Origin of the sequence: Alexandriicola marinus, from assembly GCF_004000435.1 — a bacterium.
Lineage (GTDB): Bacteria > Pseudomonadota > Alphaproteobacteria > Rhodobacterales > Rhodobacteraceae > Alexandriicola > Alexandriicola marinus.
In genome coordinates this window covers 29,826-49,495 of sequence record NZ_RBVZ01000004.1, presented here as the reverse complement: position 1 = coordinate 49,495, position 19,670 = coordinate 29,826, and the positions used below count along the sequence as shown (strand labels likewise).

17 protein-coding genes are annotated in these 19,670 nt (G+C 63.8%); 12 read left to right on the top strand and 5 right to left on the bottom strand.

All coding sequences use genetic code 11. The features are described 5' to 3' along the window. Position 1: 1 nt before the first annotated feature. Genes EP376_RS14350 through EP376_RS14325 form a run of 6 tightly spaced genes read left to right on the top strand, consistent with a single transcriptional unit; the run spans position 2 to position 8,197 of the window. A complete protein-coding gene (locus tag EP376_RS14350) occupies positions 2 to 2,080 on the top strand; it encodes a hydantoinase/oxoprolinase family protein (protein ID WP_127656306.1) in 2,079 nt (692 codons plus the stop codon). After that, positions 2,077 to 3,723, top strand: coding sequence for a hydantoinase B/oxoprolinase family protein (locus tag EP376_RS14345; RefSeq protein ID WP_127656305.1), 1,647 nt, complete (start codon positions 2,077 to 2,079; stop codon positions 3,721 to 3,723). Before EP376_RS14350 ends, EP376_RS14345 begins: the two co-directional genes overlap by 4 nt. A gap of 3 nt (positions 3,724 to 3,726) precedes the next feature. Further along, positions 3,727 to 4,530 (top strand): aspartate/glutamate racemase family protein, encoded by an 804-nt coding sequence (locus EP376_RS14340; RefSeq protein WP_127656304.1) that lies wholly within the window; start codon positions 3,727 to 3,729, stop codon positions 4,528 to 4,530. Between the two features lies 1 nt (position 4,531). Further along, on the top strand, positions 4,532 to 5,536 hold the full coding sequence (locus EP376_RS14335; RefSeq protein WP_127656303.1) for a zinc-binding dehydrogenase: 1,005 nt from the start codon (positions 4,532 to 4,534) through the stop codon (positions 5,534 to 5,536). Positions 5,537 to 5,550: 14 nt separating this feature from the next. Next, positions 5,551 to 6,648, top strand: coding sequence for a M24 family metallopeptidase (locus EP376_RS14330; RefSeq protein WP_127656302.1), 1,098 nt, complete (start codon positions 5,551 to 5,553; stop codon positions 6,646 to 6,648). Further along, positions 6,641 to 8,197, top strand: coding sequence for a hydantoinase B/oxoprolinase family protein (locus tag EP376_RS14325; RefSeq protein ID WP_127656301.1), 1,557 nt, complete (start codon positions 6,641 to 6,643; stop codon positions 8,195 to 8,197). The genes EP376_RS14330 and EP376_RS14325 overlap by 8 nt, the downstream gene beginning before the upstream one ends. Here the strand turns inward: EP376_RS14325 and EP376_RS14320 are convergent. Together EP376_RS14320 and EP376_RS14315 are read right to left on the bottom strand one after the other, a co-directional pair. Further along, positions 8,194 to 8,595: a rhodanese-like domain-containing protein gene (locus tag EP376_RS14320; RefSeq protein ID WP_127656300.1), complete on the bottom strand. Its 402-nt coding sequence runs from the start codon at positions 8,593 to 8,595 to the stop codon at positions 8,194 to 8,196. The genes EP376_RS14325 and EP376_RS14320 overlap by 4 nt on opposite strands. A 25-nt stretch (positions 8,596 to 8,620) precedes the next feature. Further along, a complete protein-coding gene (locus tag EP376_RS14315; RefSeq protein ID WP_127656299.1) occupies positions 8,621 to 9,847 on the bottom strand; it encodes a urate hydroxylase PuuD in 1,227 nt (408 codons plus the stop codon). A gap of 98 nt (positions 9,848 to 9,945) precedes the next feature. On the opposite strand from EP376_RS14315, the gene EP376_RS14310 reads away from it, so the two are divergent. Further along, on the top strand, positions 9,946 to 10,878 hold the full coding sequence (locus EP376_RS14310) for a LysR family transcriptional regulator (RefSeq protein WP_127656298.1): 933 nt from the start codon (positions 9,946 to 9,948) through the stop codon (positions 10,876 to 10,878). Here EP376_RS14310 and uraH read toward each other — a convergent pair. Beyond that, positions 10,863 to 11,219 carry a hydroxyisourate hydrolase gene (gene uraH / locus EP376_RS14305; RefSeq protein ID WP_127656297.1) on the bottom strand — a complete coding sequence of 119 codons (357 nt, stop codon included), beginning with the start codon at positions 11,217 to 11,219 and terminating at the stop codon, positions 10,863 to 10,865. The genes EP376_RS14310 and uraH overlap by 16 nt on opposite strands. A gap of 146 nt (positions 11,220 to 11,365) precedes the next feature. Between uraH and puuE the strand changes: the two genes are divergently transcribed. Both puuE and EP376_RS14295 read left to right on the top strand, forming a co-directional pair. Continuing rightward, complete coding sequence (gene puuE / locus EP376_RS14300; protein ID WP_127656296.1) at positions 11,366 to 12,775, top strand: allantoinase PuuE; 1,410 nt, start codon at positions 11,366 to 11,368, stop codon at positions 12,773 to 12,775. Then, positions 12,772 to 13,260 carry an ureidoglycolate lyase gene (locus EP376_RS14295; protein WP_127656295.1) on the top strand — a complete coding sequence of 163 codons (489 nt, stop codon included), beginning with the start codon at positions 12,772 to 12,774 and terminating at the stop codon, positions 13,258 to 13,260. Before puuE ends, EP376_RS14295 begins: the two co-directional genes overlap by 4 nt. Here EP376_RS14295 and EP376_RS14290 read toward each other — a convergent pair. Beyond that, positions 13,257 to 14,081, bottom strand: coding sequence for a bifunctional allantoicase/(S)-ureidoglycine aminohydrolase (locus EP376_RS14290; protein ID WP_127656294.1), 825 nt, complete (start codon positions 14,079 to 14,081; stop codon positions 13,257 to 13,259). The two genes, EP376_RS14295 and EP376_RS14290, sit on opposite strands and share 4 nt — an antisense overlap. Before the next feature lie 125 nt (positions 14,082 to 14,206). Further along, the gene (locus tag EP376_RS14285) at positions 14,207 to 15,127 is read right to left on the bottom strand and encodes a helix-turn-helix domain-containing protein (RefSeq protein ID WP_127656293.1); all 921 of its coding nucleotides are present in this window, start codon (positions 15,125 to 15,127) and stop codon (positions 14,207 to 14,209) included. A gap of 156 nt (positions 15,128 to 15,283) precedes the next feature. On the opposite strand from EP376_RS14285, the gene EP376_RS14280 reads away from it, so the two are divergent. From EP376_RS14280 to EP376_RS14270, 3 genes are all read left to right on the top strand, one after another. Further along, a complete protein-coding gene (locus tag EP376_RS14280) occupies positions 15,284 to 17,359 on the top strand; it encodes an ABC transporter substrate-binding protein (protein ID WP_127656292.1) in 2,076 nt (691 codons plus the stop codon). 84 nt (positions 17,360 to 17,443) lie between these two features. Continuing rightward, positions 17,444 to 18,469 (top strand): ABC transporter permease, encoded by a 1,026-nt coding sequence (locus EP376_RS14275; RefSeq protein WP_127656291.1) that lies wholly within the window; start codon positions 17,444 to 17,446, stop codon positions 18,467 to 18,469. After that, positions 18,469 to 19,665, top strand: a complete 1,197-nt coding sequence (locus EP376_RS14270) for an ABC transporter permease (RefSeq protein WP_127656290.1) — start codon at positions 18,469 to 18,471, stop codon at positions 19,663 to 19,665. Before EP376_RS14275 ends, EP376_RS14270 begins: the two co-directional genes overlap by 1 nt. Positions 19,666 to 19,670 lie beyond the last annotated feature (5 nt).

The following is a 19,670-nucleotide window of genomic DNA, read 5'->3' as shown; positions in this document are numbered from 1 at the left end:
CATGGCCGAAATCACACGCCGGGTCGCAACCGATGTGGGGGGAACCTTCACCGATCTCGTGGCCTTCGAGACCGCGGCCGATGGCACGATGCGCATCATCACCGCCAAGTCGGACACCACGCCACCGGATTTCGAAACGGGCGTTCTGAACGTGCTGGCAAAGGGTGGGATCGACCCGTCCGAGGTCGATTTCCTCGCCCACGGCACGACCGTCGTCATCAACGCCCTGACCGAACGCAAGGGCGTCAAGGTCGGCCTGATCACCACCGAGGGCTTCCGCGACACGCTGGAAATCGCCCGCGGCAACCGGCCCGATTTCTTCAACCTGCATTACGAGAAGCCCGAACCCTTCGTGCCGCGCCACCTGCGTGCCGAAGTGCCCGGTCGCATGACCTATATGGGCGAAGAGCGCGCAGCTCTCGACCTGTCCGGGGTGGCGGCGATCCTTGACGGGTTCCGCGCCGAAGGCGTGCAGGCGGTCGCGATCAGCCTGCTGCATTCCTATGCCAATACCGCCCACGAAGAGGCCCTGCTGGCCGAGGTGGCCCGGCTCTGGCCCGAGGTCTCGGTCGTCGCGAGCCATCAGATCACCCGAGAATGGCGCGAATACGAACGTTCGAACACCGCTGTTCTGTCCGCCTATGTGCAGCCGGTCGCCGCCCGCTACCTAGGCAAGCTGGATGACGGGCTCAAGGCGCAGGGCTTTACCAAGTCGCCCTATATCATGCAGTCGAATTGCGGGGTCGACAGCCTTGCCGCCACGTCGGCCGTGCCGATCACCATGGTCGAAAGCGGCCCTGCCTCGGGGTTCTGGGGCGCGGCCGAGCTGGGCAAGCTGATCGGGGAGCCCGATATCCTTGCCCTCGATATCGGCGGGACGACGGCGAAATGTTCGCTGGTCGAGGGCGGCGAGGTTCGGATCATGACCGACTACTGGATCGAGCGGAGCCGCAAATCGGCGGGCTACCCGATCATGGTGCCCGTCGTGGACCTGGTGGAAATCGGCAATGGCGGCGGCTCGATCGCCTGGGTCGATGATTTCGGCAAGCTGCATGTGGGCCCACAATCCGCGGGCGCCGTGCCCGGCCCGGCCGCCTATGGCAAGGGCGGAACAGAGGCAACCACCACCGATGCCAACCTCTGGCTTGGCCGGATCAACCGCGACTATTTCTGCGGCGGCGAGGTGGAGGCCGATATCGCATCCGCCGAAAAGGCCCTTTCGGCGGTGGGTGAGAAGCTGGGCGTCTCGACCGACGAGGCCGCCCGCGGGATCATCCGGATCGCCAACAACAACATGGTCAACGCGCTCAAGCTGGTGTCGCTGAACCGTGGCCACGACACCCGCGATTTCACGCTTCTGGCCTTTGGCGGCGGGGGTGCGATGCACGGTGTGGCGCTGGGCCAGGAATTGCAGGTCAAGAAGGTCGTGGTGCCTGCCGCGGCCTCGGTCTTTTCGGCCTGGGGCATGATGATGTCGGACCTGCGGCGCGATTACTTCGTCACCCAGCTGGCCGACCTGACCGAAGGAGCGGGCGCGCTGATCGAGGGCGTCTTTGCCGAGGCCGAGGCCAAGGCGCGGGCCACCTTTGCCGAGGAAGGCGTCGATCCGGGGCGTGTCACGTTCCTGCGCTATGGCAAGTTCCGCTACCAGAACCAGGAACACACGACCGAGGTTCTGATCGAAGGCGAGGTGACGGACGGCAAGCTTGACCGTATCGCCGAGGATTTCCACGCAGCCTATGAGCGGGAATACACCTATCGCCTCTCTGCGCCGGTCGAGATGGTGGGCATCCATCTTGTCGCCCGCGCCGAGGTCGGCAAGCTGACGATGAAGCCCGAAGAGCTGACCGACGCGCCGGCGTCGGACGCGCTCAAGGGGCAGCGAGATGTCGACTACGCGCTCGAGGGAACGCACGAGGCGGACATCTACGACGGGGAGAAACTCCTGCCCGGCATGTCCTTCACCGGGCCCGCGATCATCGAGGATTCGGGCTCGACGGTGGTGATCCACCCGGGCAACCGCGTGTCGATCGACGCCTATCGCAACATCCATATCGAAATCGGGGAGCAGCGGTCATGAGCCAGAACGATCCCATCACGCTGGAGATCATCCAGAATTCGCTTCAGGCCGCCGCCGACGAGATGTTCGCCGCAATGCGCAAGACGGCGATGTCGTCGATCATTTACGAGGTGCTCGACATGGGGACGGGCATCACCGATGCCGAAGGGCGGATCGCCTCTTCGGGCGCGGGTATCCCGGCCTTCATCGGCGTGCTCGACAAGTCGGTGCAGTTCATCCTGTCGAAACACGAGGATATCCGCCCCGGCGACGTCTTCATCACCAACGATCCGTGGTATGGCGGTGTCACCCACCTCAACGACCTTGTTCTGGCGATGCCGGTCTTCGTCGACGGGCGGCTGATCGCCTGGACGGCCAATATCGCCCATAACTCGGACGTGGGCGGCATGGCGCCGGGCTCACTTTCGGGCGAGGCCACCGAGATCTTCCAGGAAGGTCTGCGCCTGCCGGCGGTCAAGCTGATCCGCGAAGGCGAGACGGATCAGGCCGTGATGGACATCATCACCTGCAACAGCCGGATGCCCGATTTCCTTCTGGGCGACGTCTGGGCCGCGATCGCGAGCGTCCGGGTGGGCGCGCGGCGGCTCGAGGGTCTGGCCACGAAATACGGGGCCGATACCTTTATCCGGGCCATGCAAAGCTTCATGGAATTCGGGGAAAAGACAGCGCTGGCCGAGCTTGCCAACCTGCCCAAGGGCACGTTCGAGCTCGACGAGGAGCAGGACGACGGCCGGATCTTCAACGTCAAGATCACGATCACCGACACCGAATTCCTTGTCGACCTGCGCGACAATCCCGATCAGGACGTGGGCCCCACCAACACCAGCCGCGACGGCACGATGGTCTGCGCGCAGATGGTGTTCAAGGCGCTGACGGACCCCGACAGCCCGGCCAATGACGGCTCGTTCCGGCCGCTGAAGGTGCTGACGCGGGAAGGGTCGATCTTTCATGCGCAGGAGCCCGCGGCGATTGGGTTCTATTTCGAGACCGAGGTGCGCGTCTATGACCTGATCTGGCGCTGCCTCGCGCCGCATATCCCCGAACGGCTGCCCGCCGGGCATTTCAGTTCCATCTGTGGCACGTTCATCGGGGGCATCCATCCCGACACGGGCCGCCAATACACCATCATCGAGCCCCAGATCGGCGGCTGGGGCGCATGGGAGGGGCGCGACGGAAACCCCTGCATCTTCAGCGGCTTCCACGGGGAAACCTACAACACCCCCGCCGAAATCTCGGAGGCGCGAAACGGGCTGTTCGTCGACCGCATGGCACTGAATACCGAACCGGGCGGCGAGGGTCAGTTCTCGGGCGGGAGGGGGCTCGTCCTTGAATACCGCATCCGCACGCAAAACGGGTTTCTGACGGCGGGCTATACCAGATCGCGGATCAAGCCATGGGGGCTCGAAGGGGCCGAGGAAGGTTCCGGCAATTATGTCGAGGTGATCAAGAACGGAGAGACGGAACGCTACAGTTTCGTCTCGGGTCTGGGCCTGACGACCGATGACGTGATCCGCGTCGTCACCTCCTGCGGGGCCGGCTATGGCGACCCCAAAGCGCGCGACCCGGAGGCGGTGAAGCGTGACGTGAAGGACGGCATCCTGAGCGCCGAACGGGCGCGCGACATTCACGGCGTGGAGGTCTGAGACATGCGCGACCCGATCAAGATCATGTACCTCAGTCCCGTCGCCCATCGCGACGGCCATGACGATCTGTTTGCCGACATGGCACGCGATGTGAAACTGCCGGGCACGGAGGTGCATGTCACCTCGCTGCCCGACGAGATCGGGCTGTTCACCAATATAGAGTTTCGCAGCTACGAGGGCATGGTGACAGCCGGGATCATTCGCGCCGCGCGCGCGGCGGCGCGGGAAGGTTTCGACGCGCTGGCCATCGGATGTTTCTACGACACGGGCCTTCTCGAGGCGCGCGAGGTCTCGGGCGAGATGATCGTCACCGCGCCCTGTGTGGCGTCATGCGAGATCGCTGCAAGCCTGTCGAACCGGTTCGGCGTGATCGTGGGACGGCGCAAATGGGTCCACCAGATGCAATCGACCGTCCATGACCACGGCCACCGCGACAGGCTGGCTGGTTTCTATCACGTCGAACTTGGCGTGACCGAGTTTCAGGAGGATCACGACCGCACCGCCCATTGCCTGATGACGGCCGGGCGCAAGGCCGTGGAAGAAGATTACGCCGAATCCCTGATCCTTGGCTGTACGATGGAGGTGGGCTTTCACCACCACATGGAACAGGAACTGGGCGTGCCGGTGATCGATCCGTCGATCGCGGCGCTGAAACGGGCCGAATACGGTGCGCTGCTGAAGCGGGATTGTGGCTGGGTGCCCTCGCGGAAATGGTCATGCGAGGCGCCATCCGAGGAAGAGATCGCCAGCATCGGCACTTTTGACGACAGACCGGCCTTTGGTGGCCGCATCGTGGTGGAGGCCTGATATGCCGCGCGAATGGGTAATTCACGAATACAATGGCTGGCAGGGGCTCGACCTGATCGAGGCGCCGCTCCCCGAACCCCGCCCGGGGCAGGTGCGGCTGAAGATCGAGGCCTTCTCCCTCAACTGGGGCGACATGGACCTGATGCTTGATCGCTATTCCTTCAGCTTTCCGTCGTTTCCGGCGCGGATCGGGATGGAGGCCGCAGGCGTGGTCGACGCGCTGGGCGAGGGGGTGACAGGCATCGAGATCGGCGATCATGTCGGAACGCTGCCCTATTTCTATGACAATGACGGGACGAGCGCCGACTATGCCTGCGTCGATGCCCGATATCTGGCCCCGACGCCGCAAGGCCTGTCACCGGTCGAGGCCGCGTCGATCTGGATGCAGTTCATGACGGCCTATTTCCCGGTGATGGAACTGGCGAAGGCGGGCCCCGGCACGTCGATGCTGGTGACGGCAGCGACGGGAACGGCGGGCAATGCCGCGCTCAATATCGGCAGGCTGACGGGCGCCAACATGATCGGCACGACCCGCGATCCCGCCAACGTCGACTACCTGATCGAGAGCGGCGCGAGCCACGTGATCGTCACCAGCGAGGAGACCGACATCGCGGCCGAGATCCGCAGGCTCACCAACGGGCAGGGTGTCGATGCGGTCTTCGACCCGGTGGGCGCGGGGATGATCCACCGCTATTCGCCGGCGCTGGCGCGCGATGCCCAGATCTTTTTCTACGGGACGCTCGACGGGGTGTTCCCGACGCTGCCTTTCGTCGACATGTTCCAGGCCAATGCGACGTTCAAACCCTATTCGCTGTTCAACTATGTCGAAGACGATGCCGCCCGTGCGCGGGGGGTCGACTTCGTCACCAAGGCGCTGGCGAACGGGGTGTTGTCGCCCCGGATCGATCGCGTCTATCCGATGGAGGGCTATCGCGAGGCCTGGGCCTATCTGAGCCTACCCCGCGACAGCCATGGCAAGGTCGTGATCGAGACCGCAAAGCAATGACAGGAGGACCGGATATGACCAAATCCGATGCAAGGCTCGCCCGGCTGCGCGCCAAGATGGACGAAGAGGGCGTGGACCTCGTGGTTCTGGGCCCCGGCGCCCATCTGGGATGGTTGCTTGACGTGCATCCCCATGCCGACGAACGCCCCGTTCTGGCCATGGTGACAAAGGGTCACGCCGGGTTCCTGATGCCCGTGCTCGAGGCCGAAAGCGCCGGACGGCAGACCGATCTGCCGTTCTATGAATGGTCGGACGACGAGGGGCCGAAGGGCGCGCTCGACCGGCTTCTCGATGATTTCGGGGCGGGCAATGCGGGGTCATTCGTGGTGGATGAAACCATGCGCGCCGATCATGCGGCCCTTGTTCAGGACAGGCTTCTGAACGCGAAACGGCAATTCTGTGAAAGCACCGTCGGCGCGCTCAGGATGCGCAAAGATGCCGATGAATACGCCGCGCTCAAGCGCAACGCGCTTCAGGCCGACCGCGCGATGCAGGCCGCCTGGGCCGCCATGAAGCCCGGCATGACCGAAGAGGAAGTGGCCGCCGTGGCGCGCGCGCATTTCGTCTCCGAGGGTGCAAAGCCGTTGTTCTCCATCGTGGGCGCGGGCCCGAACGGCGCGATGCCGCATCACCACACAGGCACGACGGTCCTGAAAGAGGGCGATGTCGTCGTGATGGATATCGGCGGCGGATCAGAGGGCTATTCCTCGGATATCACGCGCATGGCCGTGATGGGGGAGGCGCCGGAGGGGTTCGACGAGGTCCATGCCATCGTCAACCGCGCGGTCGAGGCCGCGATCGAGGTCGCGCGCCCCGGGGTCAAGGCGCATGTCCTTGACGATGCCGCCCGTGGCGTCATCGCGGAGGCGGGCTACGGAGAGAATTTCCTGCATCGTCTGGGCCATGGCCTGGGCACCGAAGTGCACGAGCCGCCATGGATCAGCGCCTCGTCCGAGACGGTTCTCGACGAGGGCATGGTCTTTTCGATCGAGCCGGGCATCTACCTGTCGGGCCGGTTCGGCCTCAGGCTCGAAGAGATCGTGATCCTGCGGGCCGACGGGCCGGAAATCCTGTCGGAATTGCCAAGGGACGCCAAGCGGATCGATGTCTGATCCCTTTACGACCGACGTGATCCAGGCCGCGCTGGACAGTGCCGCCGAGGAGATGTTCGAGGTTCTTCGCAAGACGGCGATGAGCCCGATCATCTACGAGGTGCTCGACGTGGGCACCGGGATCACGGATGCCAACGGCGCGCTGGTCAGCTCAGGCGCGGGGATACCGTCCTTCGTGGGCGTGCTGGACAAATCGGTCACGGCCATCGTCGCACGCTATGGCGAGGATGTCGCAGAGGGTGATCTCTTCGTCACGAACGATCCCAACTACGGCGGCGTCACCCATCTGAGCGATATCGTGCTGGCCGAGCCCGTCTTTCACGAGGGCCGTCGCGTGGCCTGGGTCGCCTCCATCGCCCATTGGGGGGATGTCGGCGGCAAGACACCGGGTTCCATGCCCGTTGACGTGACCGAGATCGTGGCCGAAGGGCTGCGCCTGCCGATGGTCAAGCTGTTCTCCAAGGGGCAGGCCAACGAAGCCGTCTTCGACATCATCCGCACCAATTCGCGGTTGCCCGATTTCGTGACCGGTGATCTGTGGTCACAAGTTTCGGCCGGGCGGCGGGCGGCGGCGCTGATCCGGGGGCTGTGCGCGCGCTACGGCGCCGACGCGCTCGAGGCCGCGATTGTCGAGGCCCGCAAGGTGGGCGAGGCGCGGGCGCGGGCCGGGCTGGCCGAACTGCCCGAGGGGCGGTTTTCGATCGAGGCGCGGCAGGATGACGGCGCGGTCTGGCAAGCGGGGATCGAGATCACGAAGGACCGGTTCCGTGTCGATCTGCGCGACGCGCCGATTCAGGCGACCGGCCCCTATAACACGGGTCGTGACGGCGCGCTGATCGCGTGCCAGATCCTGTTCAAGGCGCTGACCGATCCCGAACGCTTTGCCAATGCCGGCAGTTTCGCACCGCTCGAGGTGCTGACGACGCCGGGCACGATCTTTCATGCGGGCCCCGATGCGCCGCATGGCTATTATTTCGAGACCCGGCTGAAGCTGGTCGACATGCTGTGGCATTGTCTGGCTGACGCGATGCCCGGGCGGCTCCCCGCCGGGAGTTTCGCCTCTGTCTTCGGCACGGTGATTGCGGGCAAACATCCGGATACCGGGCGGCGCTACACGATGGTGGAGCCGCAAATGGGCGGCTGGGGCGCCACGGCCCGCAGGCCGGGCCTCGATGCGATGTATTCCACGAACCATGGCGATACGTTCAACTGCCCCGTGGAGATCGCAGAGGCGCGCTATGGGTTCGACGTTCTGGAAAAGACGCTGACAGACCGGCCCGAACGACCGGGCGAGATGCCGGGCGGGCGCGGCGTGCGCATCCGCTACGGATTGCGCGGGCCCGCGACGCTGTCGGTGGGGCTCTCGCACGGGGTGGAGCCTGTCTGGTCTCTTGGCGGGGCAGGGCCCGGCGGCCTGAACAGCCTGGTGGTCGAGCGCGCGGGCGGCGGAAACGACGGCTTCCGCTATGCCAGCGGCGTCCCGCTGGAGGCGGGTGACGTCGTCGTGATCGAGAGCGCCCATGGCGGCGCGGTCAAGCTCCGCGCCTAGTCGTCCTTTGCGCCCTCGACCGGGCCGCCGGCCTTGAGCCAGTCGGAAAAGCCGTCCTTGAGATGCGCGGCGTCAAAGCCCATGTCCTGAAGCGTGGCCACGGTCAGGGCCGAGCGCCAGCCGCTTGCGCAGTGAAGGACGTAGGCTTTCCCGTCCTGACCGAAGACCTCCTTGAAATAGGGGCTGTCGGGATCGACCCAGAATTCGATCATGCCGCGCGGCGCGTGGATCGAGCCGGGGATATAACCCGTGCGCTGGCGTTCGCGCACGTCGCGGATGTCGACGATCACGGTGTCGGGGTCATCGAGCCGCGCGATCAGGTCAGCGGTCTCGACCTCCGCGATGCGGACGCGAGCTTCGGCGACCATCTGGGCCGATGTCTTCTTCAGCTTGGCCATGATGTCTCACTCCCCGTGGTCTGCTCTAGCTGCCGGTCGCCGCGCGATACCATTCGACGATGTCGGCGCGGGCCTGCGGGTCCATCTGGATGGCGTTGGGCGGCGGCATGGCATGGCTTACGCCGGCCTGAAGATAGACCAGCTTGGCGTGGCGCGCGATATCGGATTCCGTCTCGAGCACGATACCCTTGGGCGGCCATTGCATGTTGCCCCAGACGGGTTCGCGTGCGTGGCACATCGAACAATTGCCGATGACCGTGTCATAGGCCGCGTCGAAACCGGCGGCATTGGCGAATTGCGCCTCGATCGCGGTCAGAGGCCGGGCTTCGGCCTCGTCGTAGCTGTCCATCCCGGGCTGGGTCGAGAGCCACGCGATCACGAGGAACAGGGCGGCGGTGACGGCCCATGTCCAGTGGGGACGGCCCTTGCGGGCATGCATCGAGTTGAAGAAATGCCGGATCGTGACCCCCATCATGAAAACGAGGCTCGCGATGATCCAGGCATATTCGGTGCCGAAGGCCAGCGGGTAGTGGTTCGACAGCATCAGGAAGATGACCGGAAGCGTCAGGTAGTTGTTATGGGTCGAGCGCAGCTTGGCGATCTTGCCGTATTTCGGGTCTGGCGTGCGGCCCGCCTTGAGATCGGCTACCACGACCTTCTGGTTGGGAATGATGATGAAAAAGACGTTGGCCGACATGATCGTCGCGGTGAAGGCGCCAAGGTGCAGAAGCGCCGCGCGCCCGGTGAAGACCTGGTTCAGCCCCCAGCTCATCGCCACGATGATCGCGAAGAGCGCGACCATCATCGAGGTTGGATAGTCGCCCAGTTTCGATTTGCACAGGGCATCATATAGAAGCCAGCCCACCGCGATCGTTGCCGCCGATATCGCGATGCCCTGCCACAGCGCCAGATCGGCCTTTGTCGGGTCCAGCAGGAACAACTCGCCGCCCACCCAATAGACGATCATCAAGAGCGCCGCACCCGACAGCCATGTCGAATAGGCCTCCCATTTGAACCACGTCAGATGCTCGGGCAGCGCGTCGGGCGCCACGAGGTATTTCTGGATGTGATAGAAGCCGCCGCCATGGACCTGCCATTCCTCGCCATCCGCAGGGCCCGGGATGTCGCGCTTCAGGCCCAGATCGAGCGCGATGAAATAGAAGGACGAGCCTATCCACGCCACGGCGGTGATCACGTGAAGCCACCGCACGGCAAAGGCTGTCCAGTCCCACAAGATGGCCAGATCATACATCGTCGCACTCCATTTCCCGGTCGATATCCAGCCTAGGCCGGCTGTGATTGTTCTGCTATTGCGCAGGAATACCAAGCAGCATCAAAAAAGACCGAATAATGTCCTATCTCGACACCATCCGGACCTTCGTCCGCGTCTACGAGCTTGGCAGCATGTCGGCGGCGGGTCGAGATCTGCGGATTTCTCCGGCGGTGACATCGTCGCGGATTTCGCAACTTGAGGAGCGATTGGGCGTGCGCCTGTTCCAGCGCACAACGCGTAACCTGTCTCCGACCGAACAGGGCAAGGCCTTCTACGGCGGTGCCTGCGGTATCCTCGAGGCGGTGGAGGCCGCCGAGGCCGAGGTCGTCAACCTGACCGACAATCCGAGGGGCGCTGTCCATGTGGCGGCACCGCTGGGCGTGGGCCGGCGGCTGATCGCGCCGCATGTGCCTGCCTTTCTCGAGCGTTACCCCGAGGTGACGGTGCGGCTGCGCCTGTCGGACCGGAAGGTCGATATGACGGGAGAGGGGCTCGATCTGGCGTTCTTTCTGGGGCAACCCGAGGACAGCACGCTGCGGATGCGCAAGATTGCGGATGTCGAACGGGTCCTGTGCGCGGCCCCAGAGTATATCGCGGCGCGCGGCTGCCCTGCCTCGGGCGACGATCTGATCGCGCAGGGGCACGATTGCCTGAACCTGCGCTTTCCCGGCGCCACCGAATTTCAGTGGCGGCTGCGCACGCCGGATGGCGTGCGGCGGTTCCGGGTCTCGGGGCGCTACGAATCCGATGACGGTGATGTGCTGACCGACTGGGCGCTGGGCGGCCACGGGATCGCGCTGAAACCCGTCTTCGAAGTGGCCGATCATCTGGCGGCGGGGCGGCTGGTGGCGGTGGCCACGCAGACGCCGCCCGATCCGATCCAGATGGCCTGCCTCTTTACCCACCGCAAAGGGCAGGATCCCAAGACACGCCTGTTCATGGATTTCATGATCGAGCGGATCGCCCGTGTCGTGCGCGAGGCCACCCCGGCCGTTCAGCTTCCGCGATAGGTGGAATAGCCGTAGGGCGACAGCAGAAGCGGCACGTGGTAATGCGCCTCCGGGTCGTTCATGCCGAACCGGATCGGCACTTCGTCAAGGAACAGCGGCTCGGCCGAGACCTGACCCGTTGCGCGCAGATAGGCGCCGGCCCGGAAGATCAGCTCGTAGGTTCCGGTCTCGAACTCCGCCTGCGGCAGGATCGGGCTGTCGGTGCGGCCATCCGCATTCGTCACCCGCTCCGCGATCTTGCGGTGACTGTTGCCAGACACACGATAGAGCAGGATCTCGATCCCTGCGGCAGGGCAGCCCCGCGCGGTATCAAGGACATGTGTCGTGAGATAACCCGGCATCTGATGCCTCCCAATGATCGAAAAACAGGCTGGCACGGCCGCGCGGCGAAGGCAAATGACCGGGCCTTGATGCAGCTTGTGGAATAATTTGAAAAACATCACGATTTGTTCGAATTATCCAGTGGATGCTTTCTGAAAGGGCCCGCATGACACGTTATCCCAGAGACATGACCGGATACGGCGCGACACCGCCCGAGGCCCATTGGCCCGATGGCGCGAAGATCGCGGTTCAGATCGTCGTCAATTACGAAGAGGGCGGGGAAAACAATATCCTGCACGGCGATCCGGCCTCCGAGGCGTTTCTGTCAGAGATCGTGGGCGCGGCGGCATGGCCCGGGCAGCGCCACTGGAACATGGAGACGATCTATGAATACGGCGCGCGCGCCGGGTTCTGGCGGCTCCATCGCCTTCTGGCCGATGTGCCGGTGACGGTCTTTGCGGTGGCCACCGCGCTTGCGCGCGCGCCCGAACAGGTGGCCGCGATGAAGGACGCGGGCTGGGACATCGCGAGCCACGGCCTGAAATGGATCGAATTCAAGGACATGCCCGAAGAGGAGGAACGCGCCCAGATCGCCGAGGCGATCCGCCTTCATACCGAGGTGGTGGGCACGCGCCCGCGCGGGTTCTACCAGGGGCGGGCCAGCATGAATTCGGTGCGTCTGGGGGCGGAACTGGGCTTTGACTGGCTGGCCGATTCCTATGCCGACGATCTGCCCTATTGGGAACGGATCGATGGGCGCGATCACCTGATCGTGCCCTATACGCTTGATTGCAACGACATGCGCTTTGCCACGCCGCAGGGCTTCAATTCGGGCGAACAATTCTATGAATACATGCGCGCCACCTTTGCCGAGCTGTATCGCGAGGGCGAGGAGGGTCGGCCCAGGATGATGTCGATCGGCCTGCATTGCAGGTTGGCGGGCCGCCCCGGCCGGATCGAGGCGCTGCGCCGGTTCCTCGACTTCGCCCAGGGGCACGAGGGGGTCTGGTTCGCCACCCGCAGCCAGATCGCCGATCACTGGGCCGCGACCCATCCGCCAATGGCAAAGCCGCGCCCGTCCGAGATGACGAAAGCGGAGTTCGTCTCGGAATTCGGCGGTATCTTCGAACATTCGCCGTGGATCGCGGAGGCGGCGCATGGCCTTGAGCTGGGTCCGACCCACGACACCGCTCGCGGGGTGCATTCGGCCTTGGCACGGGTCTTCCGAACCGCCCCCGATGACAAGCGGCTCGATGTGCTCAGGGCGCATCCCGATCTGGCGGGCAAGCTGGCGCAGGCGCGGCGATTGACGCCCGAATCTGCCAATGAACAATCCTCTGCCGGGCTCGATGCGCTGACCGATGCCGAACGCGCGGCCTTCGAAGATGCCAACGCGCGTTATACGGCCAAGTTCGGCTTTCCCTTCATCATCGCCGTGCGCGACAACACCAAGGACAGCATTCTTGCCGCGTTCGAAAGACGGATCGGCAATGACCGCGAGACCGAGATCGCCGAGGCCTGCCGACAGGTCGAACGCATCGCGGAGTTGCGCCTGATCGACAAGCTGGGCGCATGAATCGGCTGATCATCGCGGCCCCGCTTGACGCAGAGGGCTTTGCGCCTTTTGGCGACGTGCTCGATGCCTCGGGCGCGCCGGACAAGATCATCAATCAGGGGCTTTGCGGGCGCTACCACGACAGGGCGCAGCTTGATTTCGGCGCCGGCCGGGCCGGGATCAGCCTCTTTCAGGCCGAGGCCCGGGCGATGCCGCTGACGCTCGAGATGATGGAGCGTCATCCCTTGGGCAGTCAGGCGTTCCTGCCGATGAGCCTTGATCCGTTCCTAGTGATCGTGGCTCCCGACAAGGGTGGACGGCCCGGCGTGCCGCAGGCCTTTGTCACGGCGCCCGGGCAGGGGATCAACTTTCATCGCGGCACATGGCACGGGGTTCTGACCCCTCTTCATCCGCCGGGGCTGTTCGCCGTGATCGACCGGATCGGCGAGGGCGACAACCTCGAGGAACATTGGTTCGACGAGGCCTGGACCGTCACCCTGCCTTAACGCAGCCTGAGCGGCATGTGCCGGTTCACGTCCTTGTATAGAAGATAGCGGAACCGCCCCGGCCCGCCCGCATAGCAGGCCTGCGGGCAAAACGCGCGCAGCCACATGTAATCGCCCGCCTCGACCTCGACCCAATCCTGATTGAGCCGGTAGACGGCCTTGCCCTCCAGAACGTAGAGCCCGTGCTCCATCACATGGGTTTCGGCAAAGGGAATAACGGCACCGGGTTCGAAGGTGACGATGGTCACATGCATGTCGTGGCGCATATCGGCCGGGTCGACAAAGCGCGTCGTCGCCCATTTGCCCTCCGTGCCGGGCATGACCGAGGGCGCGACATCGGCCTCGTTCGTGACGAATGCCTCCGGCGTGTCGATGCCGTCCACCGGCTCATAGGCCTTGCGGATCCAGTGAAAGACGACCGGCGCATCGTGGGTATTCCACAGCGACCAGAGCTGCCCCGCGGGCAGATAGACATAGCTGCCCGGTTCCAACGGATGCGCGGTGTCGCCGATGGTGATCCGGGCATTGCCGGACACCACGAAAAAGACGGCCTCGGCCTCGGGGTTGGTCTCGGGCCGGTCCGATCCGCCGCCGGGCGACACTTCCATGATGTATTGCGAAAAGGTCTCGGCAAAACCGGACAGGGGCCGCGCGATGATCCAGGCGCGGGTCCTGTCCCAGAACGGCAGGGCGGAGGTCACGATATCCTGCATCGTGCCCTTGGGGATCACCGCGTAAGCCTCGGTGAACATGGCGCGATCCGTCAGCAGCTGATCCTGCGGCGGGTGGCCGCCTCCGGGCGCGTAATAGCGGTCATTCATTCGAGGTCTCCCTGTGATCGGGGGCAGGATGCGGCGCCATGGCCCGGTGAGCCAGACCGCAAACCGGCGCAGGACCTTTCGGGGTTTTTGGATAATGAACCGCCATCCCGGCGCAAAGGCCGGCGCTAGCCATTGGTCGAATACATCCGGCGCATCTGGTGCGGGCTCATGTCATAGGCGGCTTTGAAATGTTCGTAGAATTGCGTCATGGATGAAAACCCGGACGCTTCGGCGACATGGCTAATGGGATCCGAACCATCGATCAGGATCGCGCGGGCCCGCAGAAGCCGCATGCGTATGATGAACCGTTTCATAGGAATGTGAAGTGTTTTCGCAAACAGCGAGGAGGCGTAATTGGGATGAAGCCGGGCCACGGTCGCGACCTCTGCGGTGGTCAGGGGCTCTTCGAGGTTCTCCAGAATATAGCGGATCATCGCGACAAGCTGGCTGATCTGGCGACTGTTCGAGCGGTGAGTGTCCGACGACATCCGATCTGGCAGGGAGAGAAACTCCAGCCCGTCGAGCTGGCTGCGCCTGAGAGCCGCGTTCAGCTCTGTATGCAGGATCTCACGGCGTTCGGGGTTGCCGGATCTGTCATCCTCAAGCCATTGATAAAACGTCTCTTTGGATAGCGAGCTTTCCGGAAGCATGACCACGGCGCCACCCAGAAGCGCCACCTGAAGCTGGCTGACATGGGGCATGAAGAGGAAGGTGTCGACCGGCATGTAGAGATTGGTGAGGGACATCCCGCCGTGATACGGGTCCTCGAACCGGATCAATCTGTGCGGCACACCGGCCCAGAACGCGACGATCCGTTCGTCGGGCACGACCACCTCCCTGCCATCGTAATCATAGCGCATGGCGTTTCCGGTGAGCAGGTTGAACACCACATGTCCATGCCAATGCGGCGCCTCCATCGTGTCGGGCGCGAATTGTTTCATCCCGAATCGGCCATAGGCGATATCGGGCGCATAGAAGTCCCGCTCGGCCGGAGGGGTGGTATCGGGGCCGGGGGCGAGGGTCGGAGAATCGGCAGCTGTTTTCATGGGAATCTTTGAAACCCGGACAAATTATTTGGAATCCGACATTGCCCGATGCACCGCCCCCTGCGCAAGCTTGAGGTGTGGCGCGCCGTTGAGGAGTCGGTTCGCCGCGCAAAAACAAACCGACTTGGCCAGAAGTGGCCATAGGGAGGACTTCAAATGAAGATACTTTCACGCGCCGCGTTGCCGGCGCTAATGCTTGGCGTTTCTGCCACTGCGCTGACCGCGCAGATGGTCGAGCCGACAACGCCACCGCCCGCGCCGGAATTCTCGGCGCAGGGGGAGCCGGTCTTCGTCAACCGTTCCGACATGTTCGAATACCGCGCGCTCGAATCCTACAACGAGCCGGAATTCGTCTCTGCCTTCGTCGAGGCCGGCATGCTGCCCCCGGTTGCCGAGCGTCTGCCGGCCGAGCCGATGGTCTACAAGGCCGGCAACATGCCCGACGGGATCGGCGATTACGGCGGCACCCTGCGCCACGTGATCGGTGGACGGCCCGAGGGCTGGAACTACTGGGGCGGCCAGTCGCAGGGCTGGGGCGGCATCGACATCGGCATGACCGAATGTCTGACGCGCACCGGCCCGCTCTTCACGATCAATCCCGAAGACCTCGAGCCGATGCCGAACCTCGCCAAGTCGTGGGAATGGTCGGATGACGGCATGATGCTGACGGTGAACCTCATCGAGGGCGCCCACTGGTCCGACGGAGACCCCTTCGACACCGAGGATATCGATTTCTACTGGAACGATATCGTCATGAACGGCGAAGTCACCCCGCTCAACGGTGCGACCCAGACGACCTATGGCGAAGGGACGACCCTCGAGATCGTGGATGACTACACCTTCACGATGACCTTCACGACGGCGTTCCCGGAATCGGTGCTCTACAACTTTGCCTACGGCAACTTCTGCCCCGGGCCGAGCCACGTTCTCAAGCCGGTCCACCCGAGCTATTCCGACAACACGATGGAACAGTTCATCAACGCCTTCCCGCCCGAAGACATGGGCTTCCCGGTGATGGGCGCGTGGGTTCCGGTCGAGTATCGTGCCGACGACATCATCGTTCTGCGGCGCAACCCCTATTACTGGAAGGTGGACGAAGAGGGGAACCAGCTGCCCTATCTCGACGAGGTGCACTATCGCCTGTCGACCTGGGCGGATCGTGACGTTCAGGCGGTTGCCGGAACGGGCGATTTCTCGAACCTCGAACAGCCTGAAAACTACGTCGAATCCCTGCGCCGTTCGGCCGAGGACGATGCCCCGGCACGTCTGGCCTTTGGTCCGCGGACGATCGGCTACACGCTCTATCCGAACCTCTCGGGCAATGGCTGGGGCGAACCGGACGAGCGGGCACAGGCCGTGCGCGAATTGAACCGCAACGCCGATTTCCGCAAGGGCATCACCCAGGCCATGGATCGCGTGCGCCTTGGTGAATCGCTCGTGAAAGGGCCGTTCACCGTTCAGTATCCGGGCGGTCTTTATGCCGGGACGTCCTACTACGACGAGGCGTCGACCGTCTTCTATCCCTACAGCCTCGAGTCTGCGCGTGCGCATTTCGAAGCGGCGGGCCTTGCCGACACCGATGGTGACGGCTTCTACAACTGGCCCGAGGGGATGATGGATGGCGGCAACGTCCAGATCACCATCCTCGCCAACACCGACTATCAGACCGACCGCAACCTCGCGGAAGGTGTGGTGGCGATGCTGGAAGAGGCGGGCATCCAGGCCGCTCTGAACCTGCTGACCGGCAATGACCGGGACGCGGCGCAGAACTCCGGCCGGTATGACTGGATGGTGCTGCGCAACGGCACGTCGCTGATCACCGTGGTCCAGAACACCACGGAACTGGCGCCCGTGGGTGCGCAGACCTCGCTCAACCACCGTGCCAATGCGGATGGCGAGCTGGATCTGCTGCCGTGGGAGCAAGAAATGGTCGATGTGGTCAATGCCTTCATCGGCAGCCGCGATGCGGCCGAGCGGTCCGAGCTGATGAGCCAGTATCAGCGGCTCTACACCGAGAACCTCTACGGTGTGGGTCTGACCGCCTATCCGGGCGCGCTGATCATCAACAAGCGCTTTGCCAACATCCCGGCAGGGGCACCGATCTTCATGTACAACTGGGCGGAGGACAACATAATCCGCGAACGCGTGTACGTGCCGGCCGATGCCCAAGCGGACCACGAGCTGCACCCGAACACGCTTCCGGGTGACGATGGTCCGGTGACCGCCGGCTAAGGGAGTTCCTCCCTGGACGGGGCGGGGACATGTGTCCCGCCCCGGCCTTTCCCCGACCTTTCCTTTCCACCCGAGGATTGACCGATGCTTCGTTTTCTTGTCATCCGGTTGCTTCAGGCCATTCCCGTGCTGATCGTGATGAGCATCATCACCTTCGCGATCATCAACGCACCGCCGGGCGATTACGCGGATTTCATCCGATCCAACATGATCACCCAGGGCAATGCGACCATCGCCGCCGCCGATGCCGCGGCCGAGCGGTACCGCGAAGAAAACGGCCTGAACGATCCCATCGTGGTGCAATACATTCGCTGGGTGACGGGCATCGTGACCCGCGGCGATTTCGGACATTCCTTCTATTACAACAAGCCCGTGGCCGACGTGGTCGGCGAGCGGCTCCCGCGGACGATCATGCTGGCGCTGGTCTGCCATTTCTTCGCCTCGCTCCTGGGGATCACATTCGGAATTCTGGCGGCGACCCGGCAATACAGCTGGACCGACACCGTCCTGTCGTTCATCTCGTTCCTTGGCATGACGATCCCGCGCTTCCTTCTGGCGCTGATCATTCTCTATGTGCTGGCGTTCAAGCTGAACGTGCAGGAACTGGGCAGCTTCTATTCCTCCAGATACGGGGGACAGCCCTATTGGCTCGGGCCGTTCGATTTCAACTGGGCGAAGCTCTGGAACCTGATTGAACATGTCTGGCCCGTCGTCTTTATCGCGACGATCGGGGGGCTGGCCTACAACATGCGCGTGATGCGGGGAAACCTTCTGGACACGCTGAACGCGCAATACGTAGAAACCGCCCGCGCCAAGGGGCTGAGCGAGCGGCGGGTGATCATGGGGCACGCGGTGCCCAACGCGCTCCATCCGCTCGTGGCCTATCAGGGGGTGATCATGCCCTACATGCTGACCGGCGAGATCGAGGTGGCGATCGTCTTCAGCCTTGCCACCGTCGGCCCTGCCATCGTGGGCTCGATGGGGATCGGCGATGTCTACGTGACCGCGACGCTGCTGCTGGTTCTGGGGGCCACGCTGATCATCGGCAACATCATCGCCGACATGCTGCTTGCGGTGCTTGATCCGCGCATCCGGGTGGGGAACGACTGATGACCGACCAGATCAACCCGCTTCCCTCCGATGAACATCAGCCCGACGAGCTGCGCGAGATCGAGGAACTGGCAGAACAGGAAGAGGCCGATCTTCGCGTCACGACGATCAGTGGCGAGGGCGAGAATTACTGGACACTTGTCTGGCGCCGGTTCCGCCGCTCGATCCCCGGCATGATGGGCCTCATCCTCGTGATGATCCTGCTGATCGTGGCGCTGTTTGCGCAATTCTTTGCGCCGATGAACCCCAAGGAGCCGAACATCGCCTTCGCCCCGCCCGACAAGATCAGCTGGTATGTGCCGGGTGACGGGCCCGAGGCCGGCTGGCGGTTGTTCCCGGTGGCCTTTCCCATCGTCGAATCCGACGAGCTTGACCCGGTGACCTTCCAGCCCCTGAACGGGCCCGATTACGACAATCCGCGCAGGATCGTGTTCTTTGCCAAGGGCTGGGAATACAAGATGCTCGGAATGACCTTCGACCGCCATTTCATCGGCGCCGAAGACGGATCGCCGCTGCATCTTCTGGGCACCGACAAGCTGGGCCGCGACATTCTGAGCCGCGGTATCATCGGGTCGAAAATCTCTCTGGCCATCGCGCTGACCTCGATCACGCTGATCACGATCATCGGCACGCTGGTGGGTATCACTTCGGGCTATATCGGCGGCCGGTTCGACATGTGGTTCCAGCGGTTCGTCGAGATCATCCTCGCCTTTCCGCAACTGCCCTTCTACCTCGCGCTTGCGACGCTGATCCCGGTGACCGCGCCCTCGACCCTGTTCCTGACATTCGTCGTGCTGGTCATCGTGGGCCTTGGCTGGGCACAGCTCAGCCGGGAGGTGAGGTCCAAGACGCTCGCGCTTCGCCGGATCGATTATGTGCGCGCGGCGCTGGCAGTGGGGGCGGGCGACTGGCGGATCATCACGCGGCACATCCTGCCCAACGTTCTCAGCCACGTGATCGTGGCGATCACGCTGGGGATCCCGACGATCGTGCTTCTGGAGAGCTTTCTCGGCTTCCTCGGCTTTGCAGTGAAGCCGCCGCTGATGTCATGGGGTCTTATGTTGCAGGATGCGGGCACGTTCAGCGTGATCGGATCCTATCCCTGGATCCTGTCGCCGGTGGGCTTTGTCCTTCTGACCGTCTTTGCATTCAACGCGCTGGGCGATGGCCTGCGCGACGCGGTCGATCCCTATTGAGGCGC